Genomic DNA, 13,271 nt, shown 5'->3' with positions numbered 1-13,271 from the left:
TTTTTAATTAGCTTTTTCAACTGATTTTATTTAGCTTTTTCATTTGGCGTCGACACTATTAGGGAGGGCGACTGGAGTTATTATGCGAAAGGATTATACTTACTGATCTTTTCACGGCTGTGAAAAGATCATATCACAAAGGTGAAACGATCGTATCACAACCGTGAAAAGAACGTTTCACCTCTGTGAAACGATTAGCATCACCCTACGTACGCATTACTAATGATGGACATTCTTATTAATACATACGATACAATGGCGAAGATATTATTAGTAGAAGACGAGATAAACATCGCCTCTTTTATAGAAAGAGGCTTGCGGGAGTTCGGGCATGAGGTATATGTCGCTTATGACGGTGCCGCTGGTTGGGAACTGACACAGAAGAACGATTTCCAATTGCTGATTCTGGATATTATAATGCCGAAGATGAATGGCCTGCAACTTTGCAAACAGTACCGGCAACGGTTCGGTTACCATGCCCCCGTGATCATGCTGACCGCCTTGGGGACCACCGAGGATATCGTTAGCGGGCTGGATGCCGGGGCGGATGATTATCTGGTAAAACCTTTCAGCTTCCAAGAGCTCGAGGCCCGCATAAAGGCGTTATTACGCCGATCGGGAAACGAATCCGTCCATACGGCTCTCCGGTGCGGGGATCTGGTCTTAGATCCTCCAAGCCATCGGGCTATACGGAATGGGCAGGTCATCGATTTGACCGTAAAGGAATATAGGCTCTTGGAATATTTCATACAGAACCAAGGAACGGCCTTGAGCCGGATGAACTTGCTAAAGAATGTCTGGGACAAGGATTTCGATACCAATACGAACGTGGTTGATGTCTACGTGAATTATTTGCGCACGAAGATAGACAAGGATTTCGATCCTAAACTAATCCGTACCGTAGTGGGTGTGGGCTATATGATGGAAGCATGAAGACAGGAAACAAGATCGCTCTCTTTTACTCGGCCATTACCATAGGCGTGATAGCCGTCGTGACGCTTGTCTTCTATTTGGTTTCCACGAGCTATATCTCTCGCCTGTACTATTCTTACCTGACGGAAAAAGCCTATGCCACGGCACAGAAGCATTGGGAGAAGGACGAGACCGACGACGAGAGCTATGCCCGTATCCAACAGCGTTACGAGGAAACCCTTCCCGTCGCTACCGAGATATTGCTGAATGCCGATAGCTTGGAGACCCGGCAAGTGCTGTCCCGTTATCTGGACGCCACGCAGGTGCGATCTCTATACCAAGAGGATATCGTTCACTTCAAGCACGATACGCAAATGGGAGCGGCTTTGTATTATCCGGACAACGAGGGGAATTTCATCGTGATTGTCCTTTCCGGAAATCAGTATGGGATGGATATCCAGCATCGGATCGGCTGGCTGTTGCTGGGATTGATATTGGTTAGCTCGGTATTGATCTATCTTGTCGGCAGGCTATATGCGACCCGGATGGTAGACCGGATCGACGCTGCTTACCAAAGCGAGAAAGCGTTTATCAGCAACGCCTCGCATGAATTGAACAATCCGCTGACAGCCATTCAAGGCGAATGCGAGATCAGCCTGCTGAAAGAGCGCTCCTCGGAGGAATACCAAGCGGCATTAAGACGTATCGCTACGGAGACAAGCCGTATCATACAATTGATCAAACACTTGCTGTTCTTGTCGCACGGGGATAAGGAGATCCAGAAAAGCGCGATGGAGACGATCTTCCTAGCGGACTTCTTGATGCAGTTCTCCTCGGCCCGGATCTCGTTCTCCCCGGATAATTTCTCTTATATGATCCGTGCCAATCCCTATTTATTGAAGATAGCGATCAAGAATATCTTGAGCAACGCCTGTAAGTATTCGGACGATAAACCGGTAGAGATGCGGCTTCGAGGCAGTGTCTTGACCATATCCGACCGAGGTATCGGCATTCCTCCCGAGGAGTTGAAACGAATCTTCCAACCCTTTTACAGGGCGAGCAATACCCGGGAATACGCCGGGCATGGTGTCGGGCTAAGCCTCTCGCTACGCATATTGAACACCTATGGGGCCAAGGTGAATATTACTTCTGATCTAGGGATTGGGACGAGCGTGGAAATCGACTTTGGATGAACAATCAAGGGTTTAATTTAGTTATATTAAAAAACTAAAGTTATATGGCATATAAGATCGCGTTTTTTGGTGCTAAACCCTATGACATCGATTCTTTCGATAAGATCAATGAGCGGTACGGATTCGATATTCGTTACTATAAAGGACATCTGAATGTCAATAATGTCGTTTTGACCCAAGGGGTAGACGCTGTATGTATTTTCGTGAACGACATGGCTGATGCCGCCGTAATAGACGCTTTGGTAGCCAATGGAGTGAAGCTGTTGGCGCTGCGTTGCGCCGGTTTTAATAATGTGGACTTGAATGCCGCCAGAGGGAAATTACCGGTCGTACGCGTACCGGCCTACTCACCCTATGCGGTCGCTGAATATACGTTGGCCTTGATGTTATCGTTAAACCGTAAGATACACCGGGCATACTGGCGTACGAGAGATGGCAACTTCTCCTTGAATGGCTTGATAGGATTTGATATGCATGGCAAGACCGCCGGTATTATCGGTACCGGCAAGATCGCCAAGATATTGATTCATATCTTAAAAGGATTGGGGATGCGTGTATTGGCAAACGACCTGTATCCGGATGAGAAATTCGCCAAGGAGGAAGGGATCACCTATGTCTCTTTAGACGAGTTATACAAAGAGTCCGATATCATTTCCTTGCATTGCCCGTTGACCGACCAGACCCGTTATCTGATCAACGACGATTCGATCGCCAGGATGAAAGACGGCGTAATGATTATCAATACGGGACGCGGGTTACTGATCCATACCAACGCCTTGATCGAGGGATTGAAGACCAAGAAAGTGTCCGCCGCCGGATTGGATGTCTACGAGGAAGAGGGAGACTATTTCTATGAGGACAAATCGGATAAGATTATCGATGATGATGTCTTGGCCCGTCTGCTTTCTTTCAACAATGTGATCGTTACTTCCCATCAAGCGTTTTTCACGAAAGAGGCGCTGCGTAATATCGCCGATACTACCTTGCGGAATATCAAGGATTTCGAGGAGGGCCGTCCCTTAGTGAACGAAGTGACCAAGTAAATTCTAAAAAGGAACTATTATTTATCGCTGATTTATTATATTTTTGTGGCCATTGCTTGGTGGGAACCCGGCAATGGCTTTTTTAATTCAGAGGTATATATGGAAATAGACAATCAGACAGGTTTGGTGTTGGAAGGTGGCGGAATGCGTGCCATATTTACGGTGGGAGTATTGGATTATTTCATGGATCATGACATTTGGTTTCCTTATACGATCGGAGTATCAGCGGGCGCGAGTAACGGTATCTCGTATGCTTCCCGCCAGCGGGGACGCTCTCGTTTTAGTAATATTGACCTATTGAAGAAATATAATTACATAGGTCTTCGTCATTTCTTACGGGGGAGGGGATATATCGATCTGAATTTCTTGTTTTATGTCTATCCGGATTTGTATTATCCGTTGGATTACGATACCTATTTCAAGTCCAAGGATCGGTTCGTTATGGTCACGAGCAATTGCTTGACGGGTAAAGCGGAATATTTCGAGGAGAAGAAAGATAAGAAACGTTTGGTGGATATCTGTAAGGCCTCTTGCACATTACCGGTCCTTTGCCCGATTACGTATGTAGACGGGATACCGATGGTCGACGGAGGCGTATGCGACGCCATCCCTATCCGACGGGCTATCGCCGACGGTTTCTCCAAGAACGTCATCATCCTTACCCGTAACAAAGGCTATCGGAAAGAAGAAAAAGATTTTTACCTTCCCGGCTTTATTTATAATAAATACCCGGCGATCCGGGAACAGTTGCGACTACGATACCGGCGGTACAACGAGATCTTGGATTACATAGACCAACTGGAGGCCGAAGGAAAAGCTTTCGTCATCCGTCCGCAAAACCCAATTAAGGTCGGCCGTACCGGAAGCGACACAAAGAAACTGGAAGAACTATATGAAGAAGGCTACGAATGCGGAAAACAAATCACCCAATTGTAGAGACGGGGCATGCCCCGTCTCATCCCCTCAAAACAGTATTTTATTTACAACCTTGCAAATCCTTACTCAACCGCATAGCGCAGAAATTAGGACCGCACATCGTACAGTACTCTCCATCCGTAACAGCACTCTCCTTATAATACTGTAAAGCCCTTTCCGGGTCCAAGGACAAATTGAACTGGTCTTTCCAGCGGAAATCAAAACGTGCCTTGCTCAACGCGTTATCACGTACTTGAGCGCCGGGATGCCCTTTCGCCAAGTCAGCGGCATGCGCCGCTATCTTATAAGCGACCACCCCATTACGCACGTCTTCCTTATTCGGTAATCCCAAATGTTCCTTCGGCGTGACGTAGCAGATCATAGCCGTCCCATGCCAAGCGATTTGCGCACCACCAATAGCCGACGTGATATGATCGTATCCGGGAGCGATATCGGTCGTCAACGGGCCCAACGTATAGAACGGCGCTCCATGGCAAGCATACTGTTGTTCCTTCATATTCTCATGGATCTTATTCATAGGAACATGTCCCGGGCCTTCGATAATCACTTGTACGAACTGCTCCCAAGCTATTTTCGTCAGTTCTCCCATCGTGTGAAGCTCAGCGAATTGCGCTGCGTCGTTCGCGTCATAGATAGAACCCGGACGAAGACCGTCTCCGATAGAGACAGCCACGTCATATGTCTTCAGTATCTCGCAGATTTCGGCGAAATGCGTGTACAGGAAGTTTTCCTCGTTATGAAGCTGCATCCATTTGGCCATGATCGATCCGCCTCTGGATACGATCCCCGTCAGGCGAGTCTCCGTCAGCTCCACATGTTTGCGCAACAAACCTGCGTGGATCGTGAAATAATCCACGCCCTGTTCCGCCTGCTCGACCAACGTATCCCGATAGATCTCCCAAGAAAGATCCTCTACCTTGCCATTCACCTTCTCCAAGGCTTGATAAATAGGAACCGTACCCATCGGAACCGGGCAGTTACGGATAATCCACTCGCGCGTCTCATGGATATTATCGCCGGTAGAGAGATCCATCAACGTGTCTCCGCCCCATTTACAACTCCATATCGCCTTCTCGATCTCCTCGTCGATACCGGAGGAAAGAGCGGAGTTGCCGATATTGGTATTGATCTTTACCAAGAACTTCTTACCGATAATCATCGGCTCGGCTTCCGGATGATTGATATTCGCCGGGATGATCGCGCGACCGGCGGCGATTTCCTTGCGGACGAACTCCGGCGTGATATAAGACTTCAGTCCCAAAGCCTCGATTTGCTGGTTCTCACGAATCGCCACGTACTCCATTTCCGGAGTGATAATACGCTTCTTCGCGTAATACATCTGGGTGATATTCTTACCCTCTTTAGCCCGGAAAGGCAAGTGTCGCTTGGGAAAACGGAGAGAATCCAGACTCGCGTCCGCCAATCGCTCACGACCATAAGCGGAAGTCAATTCCGGCAATTGAACCACATCTTTACGCTTACCGTACCACTCCTCCCGTATACGAGGAAGTCCTTTAGCGATATCAATCGATATCTTGGGATCGGAATACGGGCCGCTCGTATCATAAACGATTACCGGATTGTTCTTCTTGAAGATACGCTCTCCATGCTCATCCATGGTTACCGTATCCAACAATTTAATCTTACGCATACCTACCTTGATCTTATTGATCTCGCCCGGGACATAAATCTTTTCCGAGGACGGATAGGAAATACGCATACTCTTTTTAGTAGCCATATGTATTTAGTTTAATACTTATTGATTTCCTCTATAAACCGGCGGGTTTCCTCCACGGGATCGGAGGCATTGATAATCGCACCCGAAACAGCGATTCCGGTTATACCCGTCTCCATCAAAGGGCCTACATCCTCCAGCGTAATACCACCTATCGCGAAGATAGGAATATCAATGCCAGCCTCCTTGCATTGAGCGATCATTTTACGATAACCGTCCAAGCCTAAGATGGGACTCAAATTCTTCTTGGTACCCGTAAAGCGATATGGCCCTAGTCCGATATATGAGGCGCCTCGTTCTACGGCCAGCCGGATATCCTCAAAGGTATTCGCCGTAGCCCCGATATAGAAGATGGCATTGGAATCTAACTTGTCTCTCAGTACTTCCCAAGCGATATCCAAGGGCATATCATTCTTACCCAGATGACAAGCCGTAGCGCCACATGTCACGGCAGCTTCCAGATCATCGTTTACGCATAGATCCACTATTCGCTCACATTCGTCCGCACAGATAATGGCACATTTACGTACGGTACCATCATAAATTCCATCCTTCATGCGCAACTGTATCCATGAGCACCCTCCTTGGATTGCCATGCGTACCTCGTCGCATTCTGTATATTTAGGCGTACGATGCGTTATAAACATCAAGCGGTTACTCTCACCAAAAGGAGGGCGTAATCCGGTTGTTCTCCGACCGACTCTTCCATTCTCGTCATATCCGAAATAATAATTTAAGGCCATACTTGTAATCGTTTGAATTGTTTTATGAGTTGATCCGCAACAAGAAGGGAGGGATCGTTTCCCCAAAGGGCCCCGAGAACGGCAACACCGCCGAAGGGGATATCTTTTAATTTCGTTATTGTCTGCGGGCAGATTCCTCCCAAGGCAATCACCTTATCATCGATGATGCCCTTCACGTTTCGCAATCCATCTAAGGAGAATCCGCTACCATATCCTTCTTTGGATATACTCTGAAAGATCGGGCTAAGGAATACATAGTCGCATACCGGTTTATACTCGATAATCTCTTCCAGACTATGGCAAGAACGACTTATACTACCTTTATATAAAGGTGGAGCTTCCGGGTTCCTCTTGTTCAAATGGACTCCTCCTAAAGCCCTTTCTTCTGCCAAGGTAAACCAATCATGAAGAACGATCCTGTCGTAATAAGCCGAAGAGATTTTATCCAATAACCCCTCCAATTCGTCACGCTTACAATCCGGTTTACGTAGATGTAAACGAGACATTCCTTCTGCGAATAGAAGTTCGATCAAAGAAGCTTCATCCGCGAAAAAATAAGGTGTAGTAATTACGACCAGCTTATTCATGATTCCATCGGATTTTATGAAGGGCAGAGGGTGAAAAGAAGTGGTTTACAGGTCCGTGTCCTTTTCCCATACATACATTTGCCCCGTGAATGAGCGCATTGTTCATATATTCCTTGGCTAATCGTACGGCTTCCACTAATGAATGGCCGAGTGCCGTATAAGCAGCGATGGCAGACGATAGCGTACAACCCGTTCCATGGGTATTAAAGGTATCCACCGTTGGCGAAACCAGACAAATCGGAGCATCTTCATTGATAAATAGCCGATCCACCGTTTCTACTCCGGGGATATGCCCCCCTTTGATCAATATGGCGTTACATCCTTTTTCCTGCAATTTCCGGGCAGCAAGTAAGATATCCGCCTCGTTATTGATTTTTATACCGGAAAGATATTCCGTCTCGGGAATATTCGGAGTAAACAGTGTTGCTTTAGGGAATAGCTCATCAATGATGGTTCGGATGGCGTCATCCTCCAATAATTTACTTCCACTCGTAGATATCATCACTGGATCTAAAATGATAGAAGTCCGTTGAAAGGAAGGTAAAGTCTCAGATACAACCTTTACGGCATTCTTGTTATGTAGCATCCCTATTTTTATGGCATCTACAATGAAATCCTCAAGAATGGCTTCGATTTGTCCTCTTAAAATCTCGGGAGAGACTGCTTGGATTCCTCGTACTTCCTGTGTGTTTTGAGCGGTTATAGCCGTTATCGCCGAGGCTCCAAAAACACCCAGCGAGGAAAAAGTCTTAATATCCGCTTGTATTCCGGCACCACCGCCACTATCAGAGCCAGCGATCGTTAAAGCTACCGGATAACGGTACGTTTCTTTTTTATTCATCTAACATTCGTTTTTCTTACGGCGGCATTACCCGCATCAAGTAGTAAGGGTATGATCTCAGCCCATATAGTATGGCACCCCTTCGACAACGCAAACTTAGTGAAAAAAATCGATATTAGGATATTTCCGGCTTTTAAACGATCATTTAATAGCCGTACACGTGGGCGGCACTGCTGAATATCGCTATCAGTAAGAGAGGATATCGATCTAAAACCAGCATAAGAAGCCTTCTGGTTTTAGAAGGCTTCCGTCATATTCATATAAACTGCCATTCCTTTTTGGTTCGGGTCTTTGCCTACGTCTAGGCGGAAGTTCTTGCCGGGTTGCATTTGGATACGTAAGCCTACGCCGTAGTTGAACTTCCATTTATTCCAGTCTACGATAGGAGCGTTTCCGATCGTACCCGTGCCGACCCAGCCAACAAAACCACACTTCGCCCAGAAATTACCGCTCTTATATTTCTCCACGCTGCCGAACATATGACGATACTCCAGAATCCCATACGCCATGGTCTTGTCACGGTACTTGCCCCAATAGTATCCGCGAAGATCGAAAGGAGAGCCAAACGAAGGAAGCTCCGTAAAAGGAACGTTTCCCACACCGATTTGTGTCTTGGCGATCCATGCCAAGGTGCTACGAGGACGAAATACTTGCTGGAACTGGCGGTATTCCAGCTCGAACATCTCATAATTATATGCACCGCCTAAATACTTTCCATATACTTTAGCGATCGCGCTTAGTAACATACCGGAACTTGGGGTCGCCACGTCATTTCGTGTATCGTATTGAATCAAGCCGCCTACACCGATATTGACATAATCTCGTTTGAACTTATTGAAATAAGGATCTTCGGCCATCACCGGGTTAATATCATCTGATTTGCTGAAATTAATATCAAAAAGAGGACCCGTATATAAATGAGGCCTAACTTCCCATACGAAACGGGGATATAGTTGGAAAGAACTCTTATGGAATTTCGTTGTCGAGTCGCTCTTCTCGATTTGCTCGATCGTCTCATAGCCTTTCCCGAAATAATGCGAAGGTTCGTTCCGATAACCGTAACTGATATAAATACGGAAGCGATTCTCGTTGAAGAATAAGGTACCGGCACCGGCAAAAACGAACGTCCCGTTTAAGGTAATGTTAAATCCCGCAGGGATAAACGATCGTTGGGATATCGTATCATTCTTGTTTAAGCGAAAGCTAGCCAAAACCGCGCCACCTACGCCAAAGGAGGCTTCCGGCGTGTAAGACGGTCCGCCAAGGATAGACCACCAGATCCTTTTGTTGGCCCGTATGGAGTCTTTATGTAATTGTTTATGATAACGTTGTATTTGCTTTTCGGTCATAGGCTTACCGTCCAGCATCAGCACTTCTTTCGGAATCGTGTCATTGGAAATACCTTGCGCCTTTACGGAAAAGGCGAATAGAAGGCAGGCCATATAAATTAAAAGATATCTAAACATTATTTTAATCAATATTTAGAGGGCAAAAGTACGAAATCCTCCTAATATGTATTCTTAAAGAATCCCTAATAAAAAAGAATAAACAGCTAAAAAGAAATGCTATTACAGTCTGGGGGGTGTAAAGACGTAGCATGCGTGCTGCGTCTCTACAGCTAAGATTGGTATAAGACCTTGCCCTCTTCGGATATTAACAGCAAGGTTAGTTCGCCGTCGGGAAGGATAGGAGCGCAATACGATTTACATTTTTGTAAAAGTAATGGGAAGAAACGATTTTGATCTTTTTCCGTAAGAAGCTCCCATAATTCACGGGCCAACGTAATCCGATTGATTGCATCTACGGTCGCCTCCTCGCATTTCGCTTCTTTCGCTACATCTTGAAGGAAGCCTTTGTTCATGACGACTTTTTTGCTGTGTGTATCTAGGAAACCTTCCGCAAGTTTCACCGCCTTGCCGATCATGATACCTAAGATAACCTGCTTGAAACCTAAATCGGCAGCGATCTTTAGCGTCTCTCCGATAAAGTTCCCGTAATGGACGAATGATTGTGGAGGCAAAGAAGCGTATAAGCTCCGAAGGTAGCGTTCACTCTTCGCCCCGGAATTAATAACCAACGTCTCGCAACCTATCGCTTTGGCGACACTGGCTTCTTTCCGTATCGAGGCGATAAAAGCATCCGATGAGAAAGGACGCACGATTCCGGATGTCCCGATAATAGAGATTCCCCCGATAATTCCAAGTTTCGGATTGAAGGTACGTTTCGCCAACTCCTCGCCACCGGGAACCGAGACCGTGACAATAGCGACGGAATCGGGTGAGGGCAGGAGTGGAATCAGCTCTTGCCGGATCATCTTACGGGGCGTGGCGTTTATAGCCGGGCCGCCGACTTTCAAGCCGAGTCCCGGAAGGCTCACGGTTCCGACTCCTTCACCTGCTTGGAAGATGACTCTTTCCGTATCGTCACAACCGGACGCTTCGGGAGATAATTGAACAGTAACCCGGATCCGGCTATGATTCGTCACGTCCGGATCATCCCCAGACTCCTTGATCACGGTACAGGTGGCGGAACACCCGGCCCATTCGGTATAGGCTACCGGTAACGTTATCTGTTCTCCCGAGGGTAATGTTATCTGGCTTTCTGTTTGTTCCTTCCTTGATAATAAGGCCAATAAAGCGGCTTTTGCGGCAGCGGTAGCACAAGCTCCGGTCGTATATCCGCTTTTCAAGGGAAAGAATTCGGGTAATAGGCGTTCGATTTGTTTGCGCAATCCGTCTTCACCATACACTCGGTAGAAAGTTTCCGGTAATGTGGGACGCTTCACGACAAATACTGGTATTCCGAATTGGCGGGCAGCGTTCACTTTATCCATAAAATAGCCGGAGAAACCACTTTCCTTTGTCAAGATGGCGTCCGGATGGAGTTGCTCCAACAACTTTAACTCATCCTCGCCTTCTCGATAGAAAACCAAACGTTCTTGGGGGAAGCCCTGCTTTTCGGCCAACGACAAAGATTCCTCCCGCTCCAATATACGGAACCAAGTGGTATGCGATCGCCAATAAGGGCGGAGCGGGGCAAGGGTGTTCACGCCACTGAGGGCAAGTAGCCGTTGGATACCTTTGTTTTCCATTTGGTGAATTGCGTCTGCATAACTATCGCACCAAATCAAGTCCTCATCACGAGGTGGATACCGACGTTCGTAACGGATCACCGGAATCTGTAAACATTTCGATACTTTTTCGATCGTTTGGTGCAACACTTGAGCGAAAGGGTGTGCCGCATCGATCAATAGCTTAATTGCGTGGTCACGACAAAAACACTCCATTTCCTCCGCATTCATGGCTCCGGTCAAACGGATTCCATGAGCGCATTCAATGGATTGCAAAGTTCCTTTCGTAGAATAGTAATAGGTAGCGGCTGCCTCGTCCGCTACCCGCACAGCCACACGGCCTTCTGTCGTTCCTCCAAGAATCAGTATCATTACTTACGGAAAAGATGTTTGAATTCATCCGCATATAAGCGAGATAGGCCCTTGCGGTTATCGATGGCATCCCCGACGACAAGTAATGTTGTCAGTGTAAGATGATTCTCTTTTACGATTTTCGCGAGATCTTTCAGTTGCCCACGGTAGATCCGCTCATCTTTCCATGTCAATTTATAGCAAGCGGCTACCGGAGTGGTTGGAGCGTAATGTCGCGATAATTCCTCTTGTACCTTCTCTACGACACCGGCGCTTAAGAAGATACACATCGTACTTTGGCTTTGAGCCAGTTTGTGCAGTTGCTCTTTCTCAGGCATGGGCGTACGTCCTTCGCCACGAGTGAGGATGATCGTTTGTACTTTCTCCGGAATCGTGAACTGGGAATAAAGAGCGGCGGCGGCGGCTTGGAAAGAGGAAATACCCGGAGTGATATGATAATCCATCCCGTATTGATCAAAGTAATTCATTTGCTCTTGAATAGCTCCATAGATGCAAGGATCGCCCGTGTGCAAACGAACGACAAACAATCCTTTATCATAAAACTCTTTCATCAACGCAAACTGTTCTTCCAGATTCATATCCGCCGAGCTTCGCACCGTAGCGCCTGCCTTCGCGCATAAGGTAAGTTCTTTCGGGACGAGGCTTCCTGCATACAGGATCAAATCCGCTTTCTCCAACATTTGCCGTCCGCGGATAGAGATTAAGTCCGGATCGCCGGGACCGGCTCCTACGATCTCGATATGTCCCTTGCGGCAGGCCGTCCGATCTAACGCTACGGCAAAGGTATATTCATTTCCTTTTCCTAAATCCGCTTTTTGCTTCTCGACCAAAAGCGGACCGCCATGAGCCGCATAAATGGCGGAAGCTTCCGATACACTTGGGGATTCGGTTACCTCCAGTACCTTCTCCGAGGGATTGGGTACCGGGATATCTTTCAGCTCCTCCGATGTATAGGTGTGGAAAGGGCATTCCATAACTCCATAAGCCAGTAATGTCAGCACCGGTTCGCATTTCTTCAAATCGATTGTATTTACATCCGCCAAGGCCTCCGGATACAGGCGTTTATCACGCAATACATCTTTAATATGTTCGTAAACGACCGTAGGATCGCCTTGCATATCCTTGCGGCAACCCATTCCTAGGTGGAGGACTTTCGGTATATAGGTGATCGTAGGGATGGATGTATCGTATTGTTGGGGACTGACGATCATCAATAACTCATAGTCTTGCTGCGGTATCGCCTCGAAGGAATAAAAGATAGAGACATGAGACGGGACCGTACGCTCCAAATAATCCGTTCCTTTATCTCGTATATCAAGGAGTAGCGCTGTCGGTTTTCCATTGACAAAAGTGGAGATGGCGGCATTGCTATCTTTGGCGATCAAGGTCCAATCGTATTTCTTCCCTAATGTATCGAGCGCCCATAGGTTTGCGTTGTCGCTTTGTGTCGTAATAATCGCTTCGGCTCCTAATAGGTTCGCTAACTCTTTGGAAAGATCGTTCGCTCCACCGATATGTCCGGATAAAACAGGAATCACGTATTTGCCGGTACTATCTATACAAACCACGGCCGGATCGGTATGTTTATCTTCCGCGAAGGGAGCGATACTGCGTACGCAAATTCCCATCGCTCCAATAAATACCAAACTACTGGATTCGTGAAAAACCTCTTTTGAGAAAGAGCCGAATGGTAAGATCTTCGCCTCAGGATAAGAAGCAAGAATTCGCTCAGCAAGCACCCGGCTGCTATCGGATATTGGAATAATTGATATTGTATTCATAACTAAGTAACTAATCAAAATTAAGCAGCATAATGGCTAAAGTTAATATTCAGTCGTG

11 protein-coding genes and 1 riboswitch are annotated in these 13,271 nt (G+C 46.9%); of the genes, 4 read left to right on the top strand and 7 right to left on the bottom strand.

Annotated elements, in window-relative coordinates; all coding sequences use genetic code 11:
- Nucleotides 1-255: 255 nt before the first annotated feature.
- The 4 genes from E5342_RS17730 (at nucleotide 256) to E5342_RS17715 (ending at nucleotide 4,084) form a co-directional block, all read left to right on the top strand.
- Nucleotides 256-933: a response regulator transcription factor gene (locus E5342_RS17730; RefSeq protein WP_121737193.1), complete on the top strand. Its 678-nt coding sequence runs from the start codon at nucleotides 256-258 to the stop codon at nucleotides 931-933.
- Nucleotides 930-2,105: a sensor histidine kinase gene (locus E5342_RS17725; protein WP_135959969.1), complete on the top strand. Its 1,176-nt coding sequence runs from the start codon at nucleotides 930-932 to the stop codon at nucleotides 2,103-2,105. Before E5342_RS17730 ends, E5342_RS17725 begins: the two co-directional genes overlap by 4 nt.
- A 44-nt stretch (nucleotides 2,106-2,149) precedes the next feature.
- Complete coding sequence (locus E5342_RS17720; protein WP_121737186.1) at nucleotides 2,150-3,148, top strand: 2-hydroxyacid dehydrogenase; 999 nt, start codon at nucleotides 2,150-2,152, stop codon at nucleotides 3,146-3,148.
- Between the two features lie 99 nt (nucleotides 3,149-3,247).
- Entirely contained in the window at nucleotides 3,248-4,084 is an 837-nt protein-coding gene (locus E5342_RS17715; RefSeq protein WP_121737194.1) for a patatin-like phospholipase family protein, read from the top strand.
- A 40-nt stretch (nucleotides 4,085-4,124) separates the two neighbouring features.
- Here E5342_RS17715 and thiC read toward each other — a convergent pair whose 3' ends face one another.
- From thiC to cobM, 7 genes are all read right to left on the bottom strand, one after another.
- Complete coding sequence (thiC, locus tag E5342_RS17710; RefSeq protein ID WP_135959968.1) at nucleotides 4,125-5,822, bottom strand: phosphomethylpyrimidine synthase ThiC; 1,698 nt, start codon at nucleotides 5,820-5,822, stop codon at nucleotides 4,125-4,127.
- A gap of 11 nt (nucleotides 5,823-5,833) precedes the next feature.
- A complete protein-coding gene (locus E5342_RS17705; protein ID WP_121737188.1) occupies nucleotides 5,834-6,562 on the bottom strand; it encodes a thiamine phosphate synthase in 729 nt (242 codons plus the stop codon).
- The gene (locus tag E5342_RS17700) at nucleotides 6,553-7,149 is read right to left on the bottom strand and encodes a thiamine phosphate synthase (protein ID WP_121737189.1); all 597 of its coding nucleotides are present in this window, start codon (nucleotides 7,147-7,149) and stop codon (nucleotides 6,553-6,555) included. Before E5342_RS17700 ends, E5342_RS17705 begins: the two co-directional genes overlap by 10 nt.
- Nucleotides 7,142-7,990, bottom strand: a complete 849-nt coding sequence (thiD, locus tag E5342_RS17695; RefSeq protein WP_121737190.1) for a bifunctional hydroxymethylpyrimidine kinase/phosphomethylpyrimidine kinase — start codon at nucleotides 7,988-7,990, stop codon at nucleotides 7,142-7,144. The genes E5342_RS17700 and thiD overlap by 8 nt, the downstream gene beginning before the upstream one ends.
- Nucleotides 7,985-8,082: riboswitch (TPP riboswitch) on the bottom strand. It overlaps the preceding gene by 6 nt.
- Nucleotides 8,083-8,226: 144 nt before the next feature.
- Nucleotides 8,227-9,456 (bottom strand): BamA/TamA family outer membrane protein, encoded by a 1,230-nt coding sequence (locus tag E5342_RS17690; RefSeq protein WP_005862328.1) that lies wholly within the window; start codon nucleotides 9,454-9,456, stop codon nucleotides 8,227-8,229.
- Nucleotides 9,457-9,608: 152 nt separating this feature from the next.
- Complete coding sequence (gene cbiD / locus E5342_RS17685; protein WP_121737191.1) at nucleotides 9,609-11,432, bottom strand: cobalt-precorrin-5B (C(1))-methyltransferase CbiD; 1,824 nt, start codon at nucleotides 11,430-11,432, stop codon at nucleotides 9,609-9,611.
- Entirely contained in the window at nucleotides 11,432-13,213 is a 1,782-nt protein-coding gene (gene cobM, locus E5342_RS17680; RefSeq protein ID WP_135959967.1) for a precorrin-4 C(11)-methyltransferase, read from the bottom strand. The genes cbiD and cobM overlap by 1 nt, the downstream gene beginning before the upstream one ends.
- Nucleotides 13,214-13,271 lie beyond the last annotated feature (58 nt).

Source organism: Parabacteroides distasonis (assembly GCF_004793765.1).
Taxonomy (GTDB): Bacteria; Bacteroidota; Bacteroidia; order Bacteroidales; family Tannerellaceae; genus Parabacteroides; species Parabacteroides distasonis_A.
The sequence above is the reverse complement of the archived record's forward strand: the minus strand, read 5'-3'. Positions and strand labels throughout refer to the sequence as shown.

Bases quoted from the DNA above. Each gene is read 5' to 3' on its own strand.
- thiD (WP_121737190.1), bottom strand. From the start codon at position 7,990: ATGAATAAAAAAGAAACGTACCGTTATCCGGTAGCTTTAACGATCGCT.
- cbiD (WP_121737191.1), bottom strand. From the start codon at position 11,432: ATGATACTGATTCTTGGAGGAACGACAGAAGGCCGTGTGGCTGTGCGG.
- E5342_RS17700 (WP_121737189.1), bottom strand. From the start codon at position 7,149: ATGAATAAGCTGGTCGTAATTACTACACCTTATTTTTTCGCGGATGAA.
- cobM (WP_135959967.1), bottom strand. From the start codon at position 13,213: ATGAATACAATATCAATTATTCCAATATCCGATAGCAGCCGGGTGCTT.
- E5342_RS17725 (WP_135959969.1), top strand. From the start codon at position 930: ATGAAGACAGGAAACAAGATCGCTCTCTTTTACTCGGCCATTACCATA.
- E5342_RS17730 (WP_121737193.1), top strand. From the start codon at position 256: ATGGCGAAGATATTATTAGTAGAAGACGAGATAAACATCGCCTCTTTT.
- E5342_RS17690 (WP_005862328.1), bottom strand. From the start codon at position 9,456: ATGTTTAGATATCTTTTAATTTATATGGCCTGCCTTCTATTCGCCTTT.
- E5342_RS17720 (WP_121737186.1), top strand. From the start codon at position 2,150: ATGGCATATAAGATCGCGTTTTTTGGTGCTAAACCCTATGACATCGAT.
- thiC (WP_135959968.1), bottom strand. From the start codon at position 5,822: ATGGCTACTAAAAAGAGTATGCGTATTTCCTATCCGTCCTCGGAAAAG.
- E5342_RS17715 (WP_121737194.1), top strand. From the start codon at position 3,248: ATGGAAATAGACAATCAGACAGGTTTGGTGTTGGAAGGTGGCGGAATG.
- E5342_RS17705 (WP_121737188.1), bottom strand. From the start codon at position 6,562: ATGGCCTTAAATTATTATTTCGGATATGACGAGAATGGAAGAGTCGGT.